Consider the following 20347-nt stretch of genomic DNA (forward strand, 5'->3'; position numbering starts at 1 on the left):
TGCTACACCTCAATTCGTACGATCTTTTGAATGATGAACCACCCAAGCATAAGGGAAATTGAACCTATGCCAAGCAATACCCACCCTATTGGATAATCGATCATCGGTTGAAAGTAGTCAGGGCTTACAAAATAAAGGTACAACGTTAAAACGATTGGTAGTGCTGTAATGACCCACGATGATAGCTTCCCTTGTGCAGTTAATGTATTGAGCTCTTCTAGTATCCGGATTCTTCCCCGAACGGTCTCCTCCATATTATCCATGAGCTTTGCTAGATTTCCTCCGCTCTTACGCTGTGCTAAAATCGCTTGGATGACAACTTCAAGTTCTTTATTTGGAACACGAGCGATCAGGCTTTCAAACACTTCTTCCATCGGAATCCCCATCCCAATTTCCCTAACCGCACGCTCGAACTCAGGACCGATTGGATCTGGCATTTCTTTTCCGATCAATTTCATCGTTTGAACAAAGCTAAACCCTGCTCTAAGAGAGTTCGACATTGTTGCTAAGGCTTCTACTAGCTGGTAAGACAGCTGTTTGTTTCGTTTTCTTGCTTTATTGACCATATATCGTTCAGGCAGAATATACCCGATTCCAATCGCTAAAAGACAGAAGTACCATGGAACCGTGAGAAGAAAAAGTGCGATAGGAGTTGCAGCAGCGACAAGAAGTCGTACGACAAAAAACTCCTCGACCTTTAATGTACTTCCTGCCTGCTGAAGCTTTATTTCCGTATCCTTGCTAAACTTCACTCCATTAAAAAGGTTGGAAAGTTTAATGATCAGTGGCCTCAGTAGTTCCTTCTTATCCTCGCTCTTCTTTTCAACGACCGACGGACCAGCTGGTACGAACTCTTTGATTCTCGTATTGGCCTTCTTCCTTTTCTTCCAACTCATCGTAATGAAGTAAAATGTCAAAGAGAAAGCCAAAAATATCAGTATCAATAGAACGATCTCATTCATCTCACCACTCCTCTTTGAACCATGAAGCTGGAATCGTAAATTCATTTTGTTTGAGCACTTCGGCAAACCCTGGTCTTACCCCAGTCGATACGAAGCGACCCTCGATTTTCCCTTTGCTATTACGCCCATCTTCTTTAAAAACGAATAGATCTTGAAGTACGATCGTTTCTCCTTCCATACCAAGAACTTCAGTGATCTTTACCATCTTTCTTGAACCATCCTTCAAGCGAACTTGATGAACGATAAGATCGAGTGCATTTGCAATCTGCTCACGAATCGCACGAAGCGGCAGATCGAACCCTGCCATTAAGACCATCGTTTCCAAACGAGACAGCATATCACGAGGAGAATTGGCGTGTCCTGAACTTAAGCTTCCATCGTGACCCGTATTCATCGCCTGTAGCATGTCGAGCGCTTCTGCACCACGAACCTCCCCTACGACGATACGATCTGGACGCATACGTAGGGCATTTCTAACGAGGTCACGAATGGTGATCGCTCCTGTTCCTTCTATATTGGAGGGACGCGATTCGAGTGCAACGATGTGATCCTGCGAAAGCTGAAGTTCGGCAGCATCTTCGATCGTTACGATTCGCTCATCGTTTGGAATGAACGATGATAATACGTTCAACGAGGATGTCTTCCCTGAACCTGTTCCGCCACTAATGAAGATGTTTAACCGTGATTTAACACACATACTTAGGAAATCTGCCATTTCGGTACTGAGCGTATTGTAATCGATCAAATCATAGATTTGGAAAGGAGTCGCTGAGAATTTTCGAATCGTTAAAGACGGACCCCGGAGTGCTAGAGGAGGAATAACCGCATTGACACGAGAGCCATCTGGTAATCTCGCATCTACCATCGGCGAACTCTCATCGATTCGACGCCCAAGGGGTGATACGATCCGCTCGATTACACGCTCAACATGTGCATCATCACGAAACGATGATTCACTTTTTAAGATTTTCCCTTGATGTTCGTAATAAATATCGAATGGGCCATTCACCATGATCTCAGAAACCGTAGAGTCTTCTAGTAGAGGAGTGATGGGTCCATACCCTAAAAGCTCATGCTCGACCGTTCCAAGGAGACTCTTCTTCTCTTCGAACGTTAACCGCTCACCTTCTTTGTCGATGAACGCCTTACCAAGTTCACGAATCTTTCTCGTTTCTTCATCACGATCAAACTGCTTTTTCTTTAATTCTTCTAATAAATAGTTTTGGAGTTTTGTTTCCATCACAATGTATTCATTCGTCTTAACAGGAACTTTTACCTTGCCTTCGCCAGCATCTACAGGTTGAACATCTACATAACGTTTGAAAAGAGACACTCGATTCCCTCCCTTACCTACTCAATAAAGGCCAGCGCATAGACTTGATCGATTTTAATCCAGATTGAACGGACTCCTCTTCTTCCGGCAACAGTTGCTTTGAAAGCGAAAAGATCGCTTTTGATAGAGCGTTTTTCGCATCTTTTAATACGAGCGGATACCCTTCGTTTATTGAAGTTGCAACAGGTCCTGGTTGGTCTGGAAGCATAGAGATGATCGATTTCTGAAGAATCTCTTCTAAACGCTTCTGATCGATCGTCGTTTTTCTAGAATCTCTGTTCAAAATAACGCTTACCTTCTCGATTAACTTCAGTGGTTCAAGCGTTTCCATGTAGAGCTTCGTATTACGCACAGCAGGTATGTCGCTCGTCATCAGCAATAAGATATCATCAGAAAGAACGAGGCTCTTCAGATGGATTTCTGAAATCGTAGAAGTTGTATCAACTAAAATCACATCGTAATCTTTCCTAAGTTCGGTGATCGCCATCTCGATGTGATGCTCGGTAATGATCTCAAAAAACTCTGGTCGAGGTGGTGGAGCTAGAATCGCAACACCAGAATCGTGTTTTGTTAAATAATGCGTGACTGAAAATCTCCCTTTGTCGTACCCTTCCTTCACCCATTCATAAATCGTATTTTTCGGTTTCACGTCAAAGTACATTGTGACGTCTCCGAATTGAATGTTCGTGTCGAGCACAGCGACCATTTTTCCTTCTCTAGCGAAGCTCGCAGCTAAATTCACGGTAGTTACCGTTCGTCCTATTCCACCGCGAGGACTACAAACGGAAATCACACGACTGTCGTTCTTTGGTTCATGATTCTCTTTTACACCTTGCTGTTCAGCGCGATAATTCATGTAACGGTGAGCTTGTGTCACAACATCGACGAGCTCTTCTGTTTTAATCGGGAGTGTCAATAAGTTCGATGCACCAGAATGCATCGCTTTCTTTGTATTTTCATTCGTTTCTTCAGAGATGATGATGATGTAGATATGTGGGTGCTTGATCGAAATCTCTTCGCTAAGTTCATAGACATTGTAAACATTGTTTGGCTGTAAAAAGAGAGTAGCATTAGAGGTATCCTCAAGACGTGACTGCAGGTCTGTAAGAGTTTGAAAACACGTTAAATGTTGTCCTCTCTTCAAAAGGAACGTCTCAATTTTTTCTGCTCGGCCGTTTGAGTCGCAATAAAAGTACCACTCTACACTCATTTCGCAACAACTCCTTCAACAACCTGTCTTGTTTCTTTCAGTTCTGCCTTCTCGATCGCTTTGTCGGTTTCATTTCGTAACATTAAGTAAAAACCGTTCGCATCCGTTGAAGCTAGACTTATTTGAACACCTTGTTTTGCATCTACTTCTAATGTGACAGTTTCATACAGAAGTGACTCTTCACCAGCATCCGAAGCTTTTCCGGAGCCTAGGACTTTAACATTTTGGAGAACAACCTTCGCTGATCGAAGCTCTTCTTTCTTTTCTTCGTTCACAGATGTCTCAAACGCCACAACATCTACGAATGATCCTGGTACAACATAACCCGATACCCCTTGTTCAAGCGTTACTTTTATTGAAATGGCTCGCTTTCCTTCACTGACCTCGAGCATTTCATTGCTCATTTCCCTTTCGATGACCGTCGGGGCAGCTTCTGCGACCTCAACAACCTCTGGCATCTCTTCCACATCTGAGTCAGAACCTGTTGAGGCAACGATCCCTATGTTTGAGAAAAGTGCTACGTAGACGATACACGTTGCAATCACTCCGAAGACGAGAGACCACATCCAGATTCGCTTCGTTTTCATATGCTCCTCCTTACCTTTTCCTGTCTTTACTTGATAAGTTTCACGCCGTAAACGTTCCCAGTTTGTGACCCATCGATTTCCCCAGATGTGATCATCTTCTTGAACTTTCCAACAATACGCTTTGGTTCGTCGATGCGATCGACCCAGTAAGAAGCAAATCCTACAATTTCAACCGTCGATTTCCCATTCACTCCGTCCCAAGACTTGATTAACGGGATAATGATCATCCGATCGCACGATGCGTCTGCTGATGTCGCACTTTGACAATGAGCTTTTCCTGCGTCGTTATTGATTAGCGTCTGAAACGCACTCTTAACCGGTCCCCACTTTTGCCCTGGCTCAGTTTGTACGGTTTTAGTACCTTTTGGTATCTCTACACCGTTTATAATGTTGTTCGCAAGTCCCTTTGCACCATTGCTGCCAATATCAAGATAGCCGCAGTTTCCGTTTTTTTCACCTGGGTTGCTACACTTCAATTCCGTTTGATGTGGTACTGCTGTATACTCTAGTGCAATTGGCGTGATCCCCTTTGTTGGCCAAACAGGTCCAACTTTTGCTTTTGCAGAGGCACTTACCTTCGCATCCTTAATGCCGAGTACTTTCGCAAACGTCATCGGCACATTTGTAGCCTGAGAAACATGAATCGTGTCAGCTCCTGTCCGTACATCGCAGTAAGAAACCGGATAACCATTTTTATTCGCATAGCTTCCAGCAACCAGCGTTGCTTTACTTCTGCTAGTGAGCAGCTCTTGAGCCCCTGCAAGGGCTGCTGCATCAACTGCGTTCTGCAATGTACTCTTTTCATGATAGAGGCGCCCTACGTCAACTACCATCGCCGCTGCACCGAGTAAAACTGTAATACTGACCGCAACCATCACCATGGTACCGCCGCTTTCATTTAATAGTAGCTTAACTATTCTTTTCATCACTCCACCCTCATCGCCGTTGTACTCGTCAGATCGATCGGACCAGTTAATGAGGCGATCACAGGAGTGAGGAAATCAATGTTGTGACTGATGGTGATCCTAACTTCGCTGCCTGATGTTTTCTTTCCACCAGGAGAGATCGATACTTGAGAGCCAGAAAGATTGATACTCGTTGCATTATCAACTGCTACTGCCCGAATCGTCGCATCGTCTTCTCCAACGCTTGCTGAACGAGCAGCTTCTCGACTTGCATGATCGATGGTGAGGTAGGCATGGAAGATTCGCCCAAAATCAACGATCCCGAACAATAATACAATGAGCACAGGAAGAACCAATGCAAATTCAACCATCGATTGACCTTTTTCAGATTTCACATCATCCCTCCTAAGAAAGACGCACACAACGTCCCAACTGTAATGGCTACTCCATATGGAAAGGTGATTTTGGATTTATCGTTTTGAGATGAAGTGCTTTTTATTGAAAAAAAGAAAGAAAATAGATAGAGGGGAGAAAGTCGTTTGAGTTCTACTTTTCTTATAAGTAAGATAAGCCCGATCAATCCACCAATTAGTACCGTGTAGATAAATGACTGAAAGACGAAGGTTACGCCTGTAAGGGCTCCTATTGCTCCAAGTAGCTTCACGTCACCCGCTCCCATTCCTCCTAATAAGTAAGGAATGAAAAGGAGCAATAAACCTACTAATAAACCAGCTCCACTGAATAACAATCCATCAAGCCCTTGTGTCACCGTATGGTAAACCAGACCAACCAGCATGGCTGGGAATGTGACGATGTTCAAGATCTTCCTACTTCTTATATCCGTATAGAAAGATAGGAGTAACGTAACGACCAAGATACTAAAAATCATCCCTATGCATCTCCTTTTAAAATTAGCCCCACCTATGAAAGTGGGGCTAGAGAAAGAAGGTATTCGTTCGGATTATTTAAGTTTAGCTGTTACCTTATCGATCAACGTATCAACCTGACCACCAAGAAGATTAAACGCTCCTACTGCTACAACAGCAACACCAGCAAGAATCAACCCATACTCCGCCATACCTTGACCTTCTTCTTCTCGAACGAACGATGCCATCTTCTTTAACATTTCATTTCCTCCCTATTTGGATGTTTTTATTTAGTGAGATACTTATGGCTACAAATGAAACGGATTTCAGTAAGTATGCTTTAGAGACCTTGAAAGAAAGTAATAACATAGCAAGACGAAACAGTTACGCTATCCTCATTTCAAACCCCCTTTTACTAGTGAACGTCAGTATACGTTTACGATCGTTCATTATAGTGTTCGATTCTGAGTTTTTGTTCTTTTTAAAGAACTATCTGTACTTTTATTGTAGTTCTCAATAACGAATTTGTAAACCTATTTTTTTATTTTAATTGTAAATGTTTGAGAATAATAGAAAGTCGTTACATACAGTTGTGAATGTTAATCCCTTGTTATATAGTAAATACAACGATATCACTAGGAGGTATGAAGAACATGAGAGAACCCTCTGGATGTATGATATATAGAACACTCCCTCATTCGATTACGTTCGCTGACTCATTCGCAACACGGTTTAGAGGATTGATGTTTCGTAAAAGACCCCTCGACTTAGAAGGACTGCTGATCACACCCTGTAACGCCATCCATATGTGCTTCATGACCTTTTCCATCGATGCTGTTTTCCTTAACAGCGAAAATAAAGTGATTAAACTTATACCTAATTTAACTCCGTGGCGTTTTACGATGCCGGTTAAAGAAGCACGCTCAGTTCTTGAACTTCCCGCAGGATCCATATCAAAGTATAAACTCAAGGTGAACGATCATCTTAAGTTCTAGTTTAACGATAAAAAGATCGGTATAGCGCTCTGCACTACACCGATCTTCCTCACTCACTAATCTCTCGCATCTGCCTCAGACGATACAACTCATATATGTTTTTGATGATTACTTTTAAGACAGAGTAAAACGGAATCGCAATCAGCATTCCGATAAATCCATAAAGCGCTCCCGCCACGATCAATAGCAGAATGATGGTTAATGGATGGATGTTCAACCTGCTGCCTAATACGAGCGGTGCGACTAAGTTCCCTTCAAGCTGCTGCACGATAACGAGTGCCACGAGCACTGAAAAAGCCATCATCGGGTCTTGTGTTAGAGCGATAACAAGTGCCGGGATAACGCCAATGATCGGCCCGAAGAATGGCACGACTGCTGTAAGCGTAACAAACATTCCAAGTATAAGCGCATAAGGAAGCCCGAGTATGAGATAGGCGATATACATAAGTACACCATCGACGACTGCCACGATCACTTGACCTGTAATGTAAGCTGCCACCGTATCATCGATGTTCTGTAAAATTTTCTTCCCTTCTTCTTGGTGATGGCCAGGAACAAACTTCAATAAGTATGGAATCAACTTATGATCATCTTTTAGAAAATAAAAGAGAACGAAAGGTACGACGATCAGTACTGTTGTCGCACTAGTAAGAGTCGAAACGATTTGCGTGATGTTATCTCCGAAATTTTGTGTAACGTCTCCTAGAAAACTTGTTGCTTTATGCCTCAGGTTTCCAACTGAAACCATGCCCATATCGTTTTTCTCAATTGCTTTTTGTGCCTCTTCAGCTGATTTCTCAAGCTTCTTCGGAAGATCCTTCATAATACTAGTCGCCTGATCCGCAATCGTTTGAGCTAAGAGCTTGAATCCGATATATAAAAGCCCTCCGATCGACGCAAAGACGATCAGGATCGCCGCAAGATTTGGAACGAACGGGATCTTTCGAACAAGTCGAACGACCGGTTTAAGAATGTAATAGAAAAATCCTGCGATCAGCACTGGGTAAAAAAGCGTGCTGATGATTGTGATGACCGGTTTTACAAATTCTAATTCAGCAAGAAAAAAGAATAAGATAAGTACGAGTATCGCACCAGTCATATATTTAAAAAAATTGTGTTTCATCCACATCGTCATAACTCCTCTACGTAAAAGTGATAGCTTTTACTATATTCCACAACAAGGAGTCTTCATAACAGGGAATTTAAATTTTTCCATAAGTAACGTCTAGAAGAGGCCATTTAGAAATCCAGTTTTTCTTACGGAGTCGTTCTTCATAAATCCAACTACGCTCGTTATTTAAGAAAGCTGGAGTTGGACGCAGCTTCATTTGAAGGACATCATCTAGCCCATGAGGGGCAGCAATGATTAAGCGGTCTTGTTCGTCTAGCTTTACCCCAAGCGAAGTAGCTGTCTCAGGAAATTTTGAGATGGCATCCACTGAAGAATGGTAGGGTGCCATGTCGTTTAACACGTGCATTCTTGCTTGGTTTTTCACCGACCAAGGCATGTCTTTAAAGACCTTGTAAAGCTGTTTTTCTAGCATTACTTCTTCACCCTCGTCGATAAGATCCTTGTCAAAATAAATGACGTCCACATCTGGCAACTTCGTAGGTTTTTCATAGCCGTGCTGAACATCCCAAATTTTTGACCGCACAAACCCAGCACATACCCACCAATCTGGAAGGTTTAGTGACTTTGCTGCTCTCAAAATTTCCATCATCTTAGAGTCTTTTGTTACACTAGTCAGCAAGTCTTCTTCAGTATGTAACATCTTGATTCCCCTCTCGCTAATTGCAGCCTGTCTTTTTTGCTAAACCAATTATTTCAAAACATGGAAGGAACCACAATCGAAAATAAAAAGCACTCTCAAACGAGAGTGCGTAAGTTTAATATGGTGGAACGCTTTGTTGAAAGCGAAACACGTTTAAAGGATCCACTTCTGTCTTGATCTTTCGTAACCTGTGAACGTTTTCCCCATAGTAAGCCTGTTGCCAATCCCTAATCGTTTCATCTGGCCAGTTTACATAGTCACCTTCCGTAAAGCGTCTCATTTGTTTCCTTAACGCGACTACCCATTGAACGTTATCCCTAGCTTCTTCTTCATTCGTCCACGTTGTGTTATATTCTTGTGCGATCTTCGCATCACGGTGAAAAAAAGCAGTGTCTGAAGGCGGAACTTCAGAAACAGCGCCACCTAGTGACTGGTGCCAGATCACCGCATCTTCATTCGGCGCGTGTTCGAGGAATCGTTTCATAATCGAAATGCCTCGCTCCGGAATAGGCTTATACACGAAAGACCCAGACCTTTTAAAGAATGACGGCTTATTTCCTGAAGGCTCATTGAAATAATTGAACGCCTTATTAAAAGGAAGGGATCCAACCTGGACTTTACTTGGCTTATTGTCCTTTAGCAACGGTTTGATCAGTTCGATCAATCGTTTCTTCGACCCCAAGAACTGACCTTCAGAGCGGATGATGTTCTTACTTTTCGCATGAAGTTCTAGCGTCGAGGTAAGCTTATGATCAGTGAACGGAGCCCAGTTTTGCCACGTTTCGAATACATCTTCGAGCTGATCGAACTCCCACTCGATATTGAAAACGGAGACGTTGTCGATTTGATGTGTTCGAAAAGTAAACGATGTAACGACACCGAAATTCCCGCCGCCTCCACCGCAGCAAGCCCAGAACAAATCGCTATTTTCATCTTTCGTTGCCTCAATGATTCCGGCACCTTTCTCACCTTTTGGGACGACGATTCTCATGCTTTGAACATGGTCACACGTTAATCCGAATTCTCTCGACAAATACCCGATGCCGCCACCTAGCGTTACACCCGAGACACCTACACTGAACTCTGTTCCTCCAGGTAGTGCGAGGCCATATTTCCATAGCGTGTTATACACTTTTCCTAAATCCGCTCCAGCACATACCTTCGCTGTCTTGGTTGGCACAGATACCGATATCTCGTTCATCTCACTAATGTCGATCACTAATCCTCCATCTAGGTTCGAAAAGTTTTGATAGCTATGTCTTCCGCTCCTCACTCGAAAAGGAAGACCTTTTTCACGAGCAAATGTTAAGGCATGTAAGACATCCTTCTCCTCCTGACAAAATACGATCGCTCCAGGAAACTTCGATTGATACAGATTCAGATTTTCCCTTGCTTTGTCATACGCTGGATCACCAGGTAACACGACCCGTCCGGTTAATTCAGTCGCCATCCTCTCGCCCACCTTTTCTTATTCATACAGCAGTGTATGTGGGCGGAGGACGTTGGGTAGCTTCTGTATATAAAAAAGTGATAAAAAAAGACCCGCCTATTCGGACGGGTCTTAACGTTTATTCCTCTGGCAGTAGAACGATCTTCCCTAACTTACCAGCATTCTTAAAGTACGTCTGTGCTTCTCTCGCTGCATCAAGTGGGAACGTTCGATCGATGACAGGTTGGACCTTCCCTTCTGAAATGGCAGTTAACATCTTCTCAAACTCAGCGCGCGTTCCGAGTACAGATCCGTAAAGAGTAATATGTTTTAAATAGAGCGTACGAAAATCGAGCTCAGTCTTCTGTCCACCAGCAGAACCTGACGTACAAAACTTTCCGCCTTTTTTCAATACTTGTAAAGAGGTTGCGAAGAGCGCGTCTCCAACAACGTCTAGAACAGCGTCGATCGGGCCGCCATTCGCATCGAGAATGTCTTGTGCAAGGGTTTCAGACTTATAAGAAAGCACGTGCGTCGCTCCAAGCTCCTTCATGCGTTCTTCTAGTTCAAGATCACCGACGATCGCTACGACATTTGCACCAAATACGTTCGCTGCAATCTGCACGTTTAACGATCCTACTCCACCGTTCGCACCTGTAACCATGATCGTCTCGCCAGGCTTCGGCTGGATTTGTTCAACCATGTGCCACGCGGTCATCCCACTTACGGAGAACACGGCACTTTCAATATAGTTCGATAGCGGCATATCAAAACAAAGATCTGCTGGCCAAACAACGTATTCCGCATAGCCGCCATCGTATCCCGATCCGATGAAGGACATGTCTTCAGAAATATGTTCAGCGCCTTCTTCCCCACTCGAGGTAAAAGGAAAGAGAACGACGTTCCTACCTTTCATCGCCCCATCGACACTCGCTCCAACTTTTACAACCTGACCCGTAATATCCGACCCTGGCGTACGCGGGAATTGTACCCCTTCAGGACGCCAGCCGGACTTTGATCCCGTTCCATATGCACCTTCTCGCATCCAGATCTCTGTATTGTTGATCGCGCAAGCTTTTACTTTTACTAACACTTCATGATCCTTTGGTTCTGGGATCGGTACCTCCGCAACCTGTAGCTTATCAACATCACCGTACCCTGTTACTTGAACAGCTTTCATTTCTTCCTCACCTTTCGCGTTATGTAGTCTTGTTACAAATAAAAAAAGAGCCTTAGCTCTTCATAGTCTTTCACAGTGTGAATCATTATATCATTCGTTTTCTTTATTAACACGAAAGTTGCTTTAAGCAGACAAATGTTAAGCCTGGTATTGCTTCGACGTTATAAATTCTTCTTCCATCAGCACGTACGGGTGGGTTTCCATGAGAATATCGATGAGATAATCTGGCATCCGTTCATCTTCATATGCACAGATGAGCGGAAACGAATATTCATGAACGGCGCGATCAACAATTCTCTCGAAATCTTCTATAATATGCAGCGGTTCGTCCATCGAGGCCCATTCGACATGCGCCCAAGACCTGAACGAAACATTATTCTCTACAAAAGGTTCCACGGATTTTTGAAAATGCTCTACAATCGCTGGAGGATGATAGCTGCCGCTTGAAAAGTAAAAATCAAAGTTGTTGATCCGGTGGACGTATGATCTATCTTCTTCTGTTAACAGTCTGGAAAGTTCTTTCTCGATAAGACGATAAACAGGCTCGTTTTCAATCAGGATTACATGTTCACCCGCTTTGATACCATCTTGGATAAAACCGAGCACTTGTTTAACATAATTCGATCTTCCCTGGTAGGCATAGAGCACATGAACGCACCGTTTGTCCTCAAACAACCGATTCATTTCACTTTTCAATACATCACCCCTCTAGTTTATTTAAGACTTTCTTACTACGAGGACGTTGCTCACTTAAAGTATTAGACAAAAAAAGAGCGAATCCTTTATTTGATTTGCTCTTTTCCTAAATTGCTACCTTTTAACTATGCAATTTGCCTTTTTCGCATGACGTTAATCGTCATAAATGCAAACACGAGCCCAAGAACACACATCCACAAAATGGCGGCGAACGGATAGAGAATGGGTTGTCCAAAGGCATTGATCGCATTGAATTTTTTTATATCCAAGGCATAAAAAAGGAACTCCCTTTAAGAAGTTTCGTTAACCAATTTCTTAAGAAAGCTTATGTAACCACGCTAACACATCGTTAACCATTTCACCCGTGAATTCATGACCAACACCAGGGTAGCGGCGGAATTCTGCATGACTTCGATTCTCTTCCATCACTTTGCGAAAGTAATCTTCCTGCCCACATATCGGAACGATCACATCGCATTCACCATGAAGAAGTAGCGTAGGCGTTAACGAGCACGACTGCTCAACAGGATCATAATTTTTCAACCCTTTTAAAAGGTTATTCGGGATCTCTCCTCGGCGATCACGCTTTCGGAATAAGGTTTCAGACCGTACGAATGAACCTGAGCTATTCACACTTATTAGCCCTCCTACCGAGTGCTTACTTGCAATCCCATTCGCAATAAAGCCACCCATCGAACTTCCAAGGAGAACGACGTCTTCCATTTTTTCATCGATCGACTGAAGAAGCTTTGGAAATTCGTCAATGCTATGGAAGATCGTTTTCCAAAAGTACGACTGCATGATGTCCGGTTGAAAATGATTGGCAAAGGGTCCTCGAGAATCGTGGTAGATCAACTCCGGAATCACGACTGAAAAGCCTTCCTCAAAAAGGGTTTCTGCTACATCCAGCGAGCCTTCCACCTTGCTCCCCCAGCCGTGATACAAGACGATTGTTTTGGAAGCTTTCGATTTTATAGTTGCTATATGATAAGGCAAATGTATAGTCTCAATGCGTTTCACCATATTTTCACTCCATTATGCAAAAACGACGCTGAACATATAGATCACCTGATTTTAAACGGTCACTCTTGCTTGCTTTCAAACATTTTAATGATCGAACGATTTTGGATGGAATAAACCATTAGGGATACAATTACCCCAATAACTAGAGCTTTTCCTACATGGCCGAAAATTGATGGAATAGATCGGCTGCCGTAATCTCCGAATAGTAGAGATAAAATAAACGGATAGCCGAACCACTTACTAGAAAGAATTTTTCTCAAAAACTCCCCTCCAGAATTGAACACTATGATAAGTGCTTGATGCAATTGAATAGTGGGTTGTGCCAACCTTGACCCGCTCTTTCGATGATTGAAAGTGACGTGTTGTCGATCAACGCATGAGTGTACTCTTCAGGAAATAAATGTTCGAGCGTGATTCCGATCCAAGCCCCGTGGCTCACGACGAGAACTCTTTTTCCTTGATGATCCTTCGCTACCTCTTCTAAAAATGCGTTACCTCTGATCGCTACATCAGATCGCTCTTCCATTCCGAGGTCATGATCACGCCAATTCTCACCCCATTTTTCCACCCTTTCATCCTCTGTCGTTCCTTCGATATCACCACAATTTATTTCTCGAATCCACTCTTGCTCGATCAGTGGCGTGTTCAGCTTCGAAGCGATTATCTCCGCCGTTTCCTTCGCCCTCATAAGGTCACTCGTGATGATAACATCCCATGGTTCTTCCTGTGAGAGTCTCTCAGCGAGCGCTAATGCCTGCTTTCTTCCTTCCTCGTTCAAAGGCACATTCGCATGGCCTTGTGCTTTTCCTAACGTATTCCATTCTGTAACGCCGTGTCTTACTAGTCCTACTGTCGGCATAGTATCCCCTATCCTTTCTGTTTATGTATCCCCTTTATCTATTAAACGCATCTGCTACAAGATTACTAAACTCTTTTAAATAGTATAAGTAGTTTTCACCACCATAGTTATACCGCTTGTTGTACATCTTCGCGACAACGACATCGTATTCAGGAATGACGAGAAGCGTCGGTCCTGTTACACCAAGAATTTGATAAGACCCGCTAGGAACACGACTGCCAAGCTCACTCCGTTCACGCGGAACGTCTTGAACATACCAGAAGAAGCCGTTCTGCGGTAGCTCCTTATCAGCGTAAGGTAGATTTTGAATCGTCGTTACCAGATCAATTACCTCTTCTGGAACGATTTGTTTCCCATTTGCCTTTCCCCTGTTTAGAAAAAGATTACCCCACTCTGCAAACTCTCTTGTATTTACGAAGAGATTTTTATCTAGACCATCTTCAACTGTTCCTAATGCACGTTCCCCTTCTTGATTAGGATCTACGCTCACCCTGACGAGGTCCTCTGCATCCGAAACCTCCCACCATGACTTCGTAAAATTAAGTGGTTCAAAGACTCGTTCTTTTAAAAGTTCAGGGAAGGATCTACCGTAAAGACGATGGATGAGCTTTGTCATCATGACAACATTGATGTTTCGATAAGCCCAGTTTTCTCCAGGTTCGAACTCTCTGTATACGTTACCATCTGCGTCCTCATCTAGGCCATGTGAATGTGTAACGAGATGCCGAATGGTTGTCGCCCCGAGCAACTCAGGATCTATTTCTGAGAAGTAATCGCTCGCAAGATCATCTAAACTCGTAATCTTTCCTTCATAGACAGCAAACGCAACAGCAAGACCAAGATAGCTTTTCCTTGCAGATGCGACGTTGAACCGTGAATGCTGATCGACCTTACGAGCACCCTTCGTGTTATTGTGTGTGCCACTATAATGTTCGAATAGAATATCGTTGTTTTTCATAATAAGAAGTGAAGCAGCTGAACTAGCATTTTTGTTCTTAATGTCTTCTACCCATGAAAGAAGCTCATTCATGGTACCTGTCTCGTTCATGGTACCTGTCACCACCCGTTTTTTACGATATATTGTCGAAGAATCCCCACCATAAGTTTAGCATAAAATTCCAAATGCAACTCTCGATTCTCAAAGAAAAGAAGGAGGTATCTTCCCTCCTTCTTGCTTAAAGCGATCGTTTAGATTAATTCAAACTCTTTACCATATTGGATCAGCCCTTCGTACGGATCACCTTCAATTCCAAGCAACCTACAAAAAGCTGGTTCTGTTTTGTGTCCTTGTTTTTTAAGTTCGACCACACGTTCCTTCAAACCCGGTTGTTTCTTCATGAGCTCATACTCGATCACCATGTGAAGAAACGCATACTGGTTATGAACTGGTTCCGCTTGTCCGAACAGTTCAAATTCAAACCCTTGAAACCAAAAATTAGCTTTAATGATGGTTCTCCCTCTGATCATCGTTCTCTTTAATCTGAACTCATCTTTCGTCCCATATAATTCTGTAACCTTCCGATCAAACTCTTCAGCATCGTTCACTTCCATCACGATATCAAGATCTGAACTATCGAGATCGATCCCGATTGGAATGGTTCCGCAAAGTACTGGATGATACGTTTTTAGATCCTTCATAATCCCTAATACATCGATTGCACGATAAGCGCTCTTTTGCTTCTCACTGCCAAATTTCATCGAGGAAAAAAAGCTGCGGCCGATCGATTCTGGACTACACATTCGCAGATCCTAGCGTCATGCCCCCATCCACCACAATTTCAGTTCCTGTGCAATAAGAGCTTTCATCTGAAGCAAGGAAGGCAACAGCTCTTGCGATCTCGATCGGCTGGCCGATTCGACCGAGAGGAACCGATTCATAGAAAGATGGTACACCTTGCCCCTGTGTTGCCATTTCGGTCTCCACTCCACCTGGGTGGATCATGTTCACCCGAATTCCTTTAGGTCCCACTTCGATGGCTGCTGCTTTTGACATGGCTACAACAGCCGCTTTTGTCGCAGCATAGGCAGTGGACTTCCCGATCGGTGCAAACGCAGAGATCGAGACGTTGTTGATGATCGATCCTTTCTGCTGTTTTTCCATCAAAGGTAGAACTGCCTGCATGCCGAGGAATACACCGAGCTGGTTTACGTTGATGAGCTCCTGGTAGTCTTCAACGGTTATTTCTTGAAACGCTTTTCGTTTTAGGACGCCAGCATTGTTCACGAGAGCATCTAACTTCCCGAACTTCTCTTCTAACTCAGCTATAGCCTTCTGCCATTGTTGTTCACTCGTAACATCTAGCTGCATCGGGTAAGCTCGTTCGTCACCTAGCTCATCACAAACGGCCACTGCACTTTCAAAGTTTCGGGCTGCGACAACAACTGTTGCTCCGAGCGTGACGAGGTGCTCCGCAATCGCTCGCCCCTGACCTCTGTTAGCGCCGGTGATAAGTATAATTTGGTTCTTTAAATCTGGCATAGTACCCCTCTTTCTTTCATGGTGCCTGTCACCGCCCGCTATTTGTCGAACGGTGTGGCACCTCTCTTATCTTCTTCGCTGGATTGCCTCCAACGACTACGTTATCTGGTATACTCTTTGTGACAACTGCTCCGGAAGCGATGACAACATTATCTCCAACCGTCACTCCTGGATTAATGATTGCACCTCCTCCAATCCACACGTTATCACCGAAGATGATTGGTTTCCCGTATTCTTTTCCAGAATTACGTTCAACTGGATCTAGAGGGTGCGTCGCACCATAAATATGAACCCCTGGACCTAACATACAATTATCCCCAAAACGCACCTCACAAATATCGAGGATCACACAATCAAAGTTCATAAAGAAGTTTTCTCCAACGTGTATATTGTACCCATAATCACATTTAAACGTTGGTTCGATGCCCACGTTTTCCTTCGTAGAACCAAATAGTTCTTTTATTAACCGTGATCGCTCTTTGTGATCTGTTTCGATCGTTTGATTATACAATCTCGTCATTCGTCGAGCACGAAGGCGATCAATGATTAGTTCTTCGTCACCTGGATTATACAGTTCTCCGTCTAGCATCTTTTGTTTTTCGGTTTTCATCATTTTTCATCCCCATTCATCAAACGAATACAATGGGAGCTTACCACTCAACTGGTAGACTCCAACAGATTGCGATTCTTTTTATCTACTCGATCCAAAAATGCTGTTAACATCTCTGTATACAAGGAAGGTTGCTCACTATGGACAAGGTGAGAAGCAAACGGCAGGACACTAACATGAACATTTTCATGCATCCGCTGGTATTTTGAAGCAGATTTCACTTCATCATGATTTCCTTCACCGACCATAAACAATACAGGTACATGGACACCATCGATATCTGAAGTAAGTTCAAACGGATACCAATTCACATCGCGAGCCATATAGATAAACTGCTTCCAATCACCACTATGAAGCTGATCAAGTTGAGCAACAACTTCCTGGTTTTGAAGAAGTTCTGTTTGAAACGTCACTTCTTTTGCATGAGATTCGTTCCAATGATCCGGTCGATCAGCTGTTATCCCTGATAACGTTACACTCAGCAGTCGATTCGAAAACGTTTTGGCAAATAGCAAAGCAACTAGTCCACCTAACGAACAACCGACTAAGTGAATCTGATTTAGATGCAAATGGTCTATCGTATCTCTCAAATCCTCTGCAGCGTCTTTGAAATAATTGGAAAAATCATCATTCACTGATTTCCCATGGCCTCTTAGATCCGGCACTATAACCTTTCTGCTTTGCTGTAATGAATTTCTTTGTTCGATGAAGTCAGTTTCTCCATTTTGTAATCCTGAGTGCAATAAAACAACAGGTTCGCCTTCTCCGTATGTTTTTGTATGTAAAATCATTTCATCTCCTCCTGTTGATCTCATTCATTAGCATGACAAAGAATATTGAGCATCTTTCCAAAAGGATCTCTTACGAAAAAACGCCTGACTCCCCATGGCTCATCTATTGGACCATGCTCAAACTCTCGCTTCTTTCATCACCCAAAGCGCTTCCTCTAGATCATCCACTTCAATAGAAAGATCAGGAGTAGGAATATTGGAACCTCCATCTATAGCTGCATTGATTTGCGCCGTCCGCTGAACCATACGTCGCGATCCAACTAAGATTCATCAATTCTTCAATGCCAAATATATCTGTAAAGCGCCTTTGCTTTCGCCAAATCATCCGCTTCAATGTTGGCTACAATCTCCGTTTAACTTTCATTTCCCCCTACTCCTTTTTACTCCCAGAAACAAACCTGCATTCGATTTCCATCAATGTCATAAAGGTCGAAGAACGTATTCACGTCATCACGCTGCAGCTCGCTTACCTCAACACCACGGCTCTTAAACGTCTCATAAGTCTCAGCAATCGCTGATGTGAAGAAGATCGGATAGTTCTGGTGCTTAGATTTAGATGGTTCACCTTCCTCAATCGTGATTGGAACGCTACTATCACCCACACTTAAAATGCGATACCCATCATCACGAAAGGTCTCTTTCAAACCTAGATTCTTTTGATACCACTCACTCGCTCGCTCAACATCACGCACTCTTAAACAAAACGTATCGATTCGTTCGAGCATCACATGCCCTCCTTATAGTTAATCAAACTCTTAACTCTTGGTCGAAAATATTCTCTCACTGCTGAAAGTTCGCTTTTCTCAAACGAACGCTCTTTCATACCTGCATAATTTTCGTAAGCCTTTTCGATCGTTTTACCAATTACTCCAGTAAACTCTTTCCTGCCCCAGTCCCCTGCTTCTTGTTTTGATGAAATCACTCCATCGAGTAAGTACAGATAAACGCGTACGATGTTTAGCACACAGTACACTGGATTCTCCTCTATATCATCTAGACAGTCATCATAATCATATAGAATAGAAGCAACATAGTCTTTGTACGGAATCATAGGGAAAAGCTCTTTGATCGGAGGTCCCTCAATGCAGACCCCTCTAGAGTTTAAGATTGTGAGGTGTGCTGCGAGATCAGGGTCTTCTCCTTTCAAATCTGCGATGTACTGGATATCTTCATTTTGTATTGCAAGCTCATATCGCTCACGCCAGTCTTCACTATAGTGAAACTCATAAAAACACGGATGCTTCCATGCTTGTAAATGCTCTAGTGTGAGAATACTAATTTCAATTGGATATGGGTTGTTTGAAGCCTTAAGGAGGTATGTTGCCAGCTTCTCGTTCTCCTCACTCGTTAACTCCCTTTTGGCTACAACGATCATGTCGATATCACTTCTCGAAGGATTAAATCCACCCATCGAAAGAGACCCATGAAGATAAAAGCCAACAAAACCTTCCTTCAGAATGGCTTTCATCTCGTCTACTGCATTTTGTACAAACTCTTTTATTTCGTTTGAACAGTTATACCAGCTACTACTCATGACACAACTCCTATTTCATTACTCATTTCCTCACCTATATCACGTTCAACATAATCACCAAAAAACCTGCCCGCTCTCGTTCGACAAACATCGAGCAAAAACGGGCGGTACCAGGCACCTTCTCTTTACCAATCGGCAGCGGGCTTATTCACCTGTGGCTGAAACCCTAGCTCCTTCGCTGCAGCAAAAATCATTTCCTTCCTGAAGTAGAAGCTACGATGGTAGACGACCTTATTATTTTCAACTTCTTGATACTGGATATCATGAATCTTTGCTCCTTCTTCATCTTCATAAAAGACCACGATAACCGGCTTCTCCCAAAGCACCAACGGCTCCGCTCGGAAGCCAGGTAACCCAAACTGCATAGACCCGGAACGCATCTCGTTCTTTGAATATTCTTGAAACCCTAGACCTACATCGTTTTGCGCCTCTTCACTAAAGAGGCTTAATACAGCATCCACGTCTCCATCGCTTAACGCCTTCAAGTATTTCTTAATTACTGGATTGTTATGGTCAACGCTTTCCTTACTGCGCTCTTCTAAGCTGGTTTCACGCAGCTTTTCTTTCATCCGTCTTACGCTCGCATACACAGCTCCTGGCGTTGTGCGAACGATCCCCGCAACTTCTTTCGCGCTGAAAGAGAAAACTTCTTTTAGTAAGAAGGTAGCAGACTCTCTTGGTGTGAATAGATTTGCTAGATGCGTCAACGCCTCTTCTGCATCTAATCGATCTGAAAACTCCTCAGTAGGCATGTCCCCTTCTTCTAACGTTCCGACGATCCGCTTTTGCTTCCGACAGTGGTCGATCCAGGTGGTTGTTGCGACACGGTAAAGGTATGACTTAGGATTTGTCGGATGCCATCTTTGATAAAGTCCACCGAACGCCTTCAGAATGGTTTCTTGAAATAAATCTTCTCCATCCCACGGTGACCCTGTGATATAACGGCAGTAGTTCCATAGATCTTGTTTGTACTCTTCGATCAATCCATCGAATTCAGACTTTAAATCACGGTTCTTCTCAGTAAAGGTCTGTAGATCCTTTTCCTTCTGATACCTCTCCATCGAATCCTCCTTAGAATGTTTTCATTATGTATAACGTATGAGCACACGAAAATTA

Annotated in this window: 26 protein-coding genes; 1 reads left to right on the plus strand and 25 read right to left on the minus strand. The window is 43.3% G+C overall.

Annotation, left to right across the window (positions count from 1 at the left end; all coding sequences use genetic code 11):
- Nucleotides 1-2: 2 nt before the first annotated feature.
- The 8 genes from ACXAEY_RS14290 to ACXAEY_RS14325 all read right to left on the minus strand — a co-directional run bounded on the left by ACXAEY_RS14290 (nt 3) and on the right by ACXAEY_RS14325 (nt 6123).
- Nucleotides 3-962 (minus strand): type II secretion system F family protein, encoded by a 960-nt coding sequence (locus tag ACXAEY_RS14290; RefSeq protein ID WP_474812738.1) that lies wholly within the window; start codon nt 960-962, stop codon nt 3-5.
- A 1-nt stretch (nt 963) separates the two neighbouring features.
- Entirely contained in the window at nt 964-2295 is a 1332-nt protein-coding gene (locus tag ACXAEY_RS14295; protein WP_474812740.1) for a CpaF family protein, read from the minus strand.
- A gap of 13 nt (nt 2296-2308) precedes the next feature.
- Nucleotides 2309-3505, minus strand: coding sequence for a CpaE/TadZ family protein (locus ACXAEY_RS14300; RefSeq protein WP_474812741.1), 1197 nt, complete (start codon nt 3503-3505; stop codon nt 2309-2311).
- Nucleotides 3502-4092 (minus strand): Flp pilus assembly protein CpaB, encoded by a 591-nt coding sequence (cpaB, locus tag ACXAEY_RS14305; protein ID WP_270181370.1) that lies wholly within the window; start codon nt 4090-4092, stop codon nt 3502-3504. Before cpaB ends, ACXAEY_RS14300 begins: the two co-directional genes overlap by 4 nt.
- Nucleotides 4093-4118: 26 nt before the next feature.
- The gene (locus tag ACXAEY_RS14310; RefSeq protein ID WP_474812743.1) at nt 4119-5018 is read right to left on the minus strand and encodes a pilus assembly protein TadG-related protein; all 900 of its coding nucleotides are present in this window, start codon (nt 5016-5018) and stop codon (nt 4119-4121) included.
- The gene (locus ACXAEY_RS14315) at nt 5018-5392 is read right to left on the minus strand and encodes a TadE family protein (protein WP_270181368.1); all 375 of its coding nucleotides are present in this window, start codon (nt 5390-5392) and stop codon (nt 5018-5020) included. The genes ACXAEY_RS14310 and ACXAEY_RS14315 overlap by 1 nt, the downstream gene beginning before the upstream one ends.
- Entirely contained in the window at nt 5389-5886 is a 498-nt protein-coding gene (locus tag ACXAEY_RS14320; protein ID WP_474812745.1) for an A24 family peptidase, read from the minus strand. The genes ACXAEY_RS14315 and ACXAEY_RS14320 overlap by 4 nt, the downstream gene beginning before the upstream one ends.
- A gap of 72 nt (nt 5887-5958) precedes the next feature.
- On the minus strand, nt 5959-6123 hold the full coding sequence (locus ACXAEY_RS14325) for a Flp family type IVb pilin (RefSeq protein ID WP_474812747.1): 165 nt from the start codon (nt 6121-6123) through the stop codon (nt 5959-5961).
- A 483-nt stretch (nt 6124-6606) separates the two neighbouring features.
- On the opposite strand from ACXAEY_RS14325, the gene ACXAEY_RS14330 reads away from it, so the two are divergent.
- A complete protein-coding gene (locus ACXAEY_RS14330; protein WP_474814845.1) occupies nt 6607-6858 on the plus strand; it encodes a DUF192 domain-containing protein in 252 nt (83 codons plus the stop codon).
- A 49-nt stretch (nt 6859-6907) separates the two neighbouring features.
- Here the strand turns inward: ACXAEY_RS14330 and ACXAEY_RS14335 are convergent, their stop codons facing one another.
- The 17 genes from ACXAEY_RS14335 to ACXAEY_RS14415 all read right to left on the minus strand — a co-directional run bounded on the left by ACXAEY_RS14335 (nt 6908) and on the right by ACXAEY_RS14415 (nt 20292).
- A complete protein-coding gene (locus ACXAEY_RS14335) occupies nt 6908-7987 on the minus strand; it encodes an AI-2E family transporter (protein WP_474812748.1) in 1080 nt (359 codons plus the stop codon).
- A gap of 73 nt (nt 7988-8060) precedes the next feature.
- Entirely contained in the window at nt 8061-8630 is a 570-nt protein-coding gene (locus ACXAEY_RS14340; RefSeq protein WP_474812750.1) for a nucleotidyltransferase family protein, read from the minus strand.
- Between the two features lie 115 nt (nt 8631-8745).
- Nucleotides 8746-10080 (minus strand): FAD-binding oxidoreductase, encoded by a 1335-nt coding sequence (locus tag ACXAEY_RS14345; protein WP_474812753.1) that lies wholly within the window; start codon nt 10078-10080, stop codon nt 8746-8748.
- A gap of 118 nt (nt 10081-10198) precedes the next feature.
- Nucleotides 10199-11239 carry a zinc-binding dehydrogenase gene (locus ACXAEY_RS14350; protein WP_474812755.1) on the minus strand — a complete coding sequence of 347 codons (1041 nt, stop codon included), beginning with the start codon at nt 11237-11239 and terminating at the stop codon, nt 10199-10201.
- 138 nt (nt 11240-11377) lie between these two features.
- Nucleotides 11378-11935, minus strand: a complete 558-nt coding sequence (locus ACXAEY_RS14355; RefSeq protein ID WP_474812756.1) for an MEDS domain-containing protein — start codon at nt 11933-11935, stop codon at nt 11378-11380.
- A 315-nt stretch (nt 11936-12250) separates the two neighbouring features.
- Complete coding sequence (locus ACXAEY_RS14360; RefSeq protein ID WP_474812758.1) at nt 12251-12958, minus strand: alpha/beta hydrolase; 708 nt, start codon at nt 12956-12958, stop codon at nt 12251-12253.
- A 59-nt stretch (nt 12959-13017) separates the two neighbouring features.
- Nucleotides 13018-13218, minus strand: coding sequence for a hypothetical protein (locus ACXAEY_RS14365; protein ID WP_474812760.1), 201 nt, complete (start codon nt 13216-13218; stop codon nt 13018-13020).
- Between the two features lie 23 nt (nt 13219-13241).
- Nucleotides 13242-13817 carry a histidine phosphatase family protein gene (locus ACXAEY_RS14370; RefSeq protein ID WP_474812762.1) on the minus strand — a complete coding sequence of 192 codons (576 nt, stop codon included), beginning with the start codon at nt 13815-13817 and terminating at the stop codon, nt 13242-13244.
- Nucleotides 13818-13851: 34 nt separating this feature from the next.
- Nucleotides 13852-14865: a serine hydrolase domain-containing protein gene (locus ACXAEY_RS14375; RefSeq protein ID WP_474812763.1), complete on the minus strand. Its 1014-nt coding sequence runs from the start codon at nt 14863-14865 to the stop codon at nt 13852-13854.
- 140 nt (nt 14866-15005) lie between these two features.
- Nucleotides 15006-15557 carry a DUF4269 domain-containing protein gene (locus ACXAEY_RS14380; protein WP_474812765.1) on the minus strand — a complete coding sequence of 184 codons (552 nt, stop codon included), beginning with the start codon at nt 15555-15557 and terminating at the stop codon, nt 15006-15008.
- On the minus strand, nt 15550-16296 hold the full coding sequence (locus tag ACXAEY_RS14385) for an SDR family NAD(P)-dependent oxidoreductase (RefSeq protein ID WP_474812767.1): 747 nt from the start codon (nt 16294-16296) through the stop codon (nt 15550-15552). The genes ACXAEY_RS14380 and ACXAEY_RS14385 overlap by 8 nt, the downstream gene beginning before the upstream one ends.
- Before the next feature lie 28 nt (nt 16297-16324).
- Nucleotides 16325-16906, minus strand: a complete 582-nt coding sequence (locus ACXAEY_RS14390) for a sugar O-acetyltransferase (protein ID WP_270182027.1) — start codon at nt 16904-16906, stop codon at nt 16325-16327.
- 47 nt (nt 16907-16953) lie between these two features.
- The gene (locus ACXAEY_RS14395; RefSeq protein ID WP_474812769.1) at nt 16954-17697 is read right to left on the minus strand and encodes an alpha/beta fold hydrolase; all 744 of its coding nucleotides are present in this window, start codon (nt 17695-17697) and stop codon (nt 16954-16956) included.
- Between the two features lie 117 nt (nt 17698-17814).
- Nucleotides 17815-17943 carry a VOC family protein gene (locus tag ACXAEY_RS14400; RefSeq protein WP_270181351.1) on the minus strand — a complete coding sequence of 43 codons (129 nt, stop codon included), beginning with the start codon at nt 17941-17943 and terminating at the stop codon, nt 17815-17817.
- A 134-nt stretch (nt 17944-18077) separates the two neighbouring features.
- Nucleotides 18078-18422, minus strand: a complete 345-nt coding sequence (locus ACXAEY_RS14405; RefSeq protein ID WP_474812771.1) for a VOC family protein — start codon at nt 18420-18422, stop codon at nt 18078-18080.
- Nucleotides 18422-19231, minus strand: a complete 810-nt coding sequence (locus ACXAEY_RS14410) for an aminoglycoside adenylyltransferase domain-containing protein (RefSeq protein WP_474812773.1) — start codon at nt 19229-19231, stop codon at nt 18422-18424. Before ACXAEY_RS14410 ends, ACXAEY_RS14405 begins: the two co-directional genes overlap by 1 nt.
- Before the next feature lie 125 nt (nt 19232-19356).
- Nucleotides 19357-20292 (minus strand): sigma-70 family RNA polymerase sigma factor, encoded by a 936-nt coding sequence (locus ACXAEY_RS14415; RefSeq protein WP_474812775.1) that lies wholly within the window; start codon nt 20290-20292, stop codon nt 19357-19359.
- Between the last annotated feature and the right edge of the window lie 55 nt (nt 20293-20347).

This window comes from Anaerobacillus sp. ABA4_114, assembly GCF_056159065.1.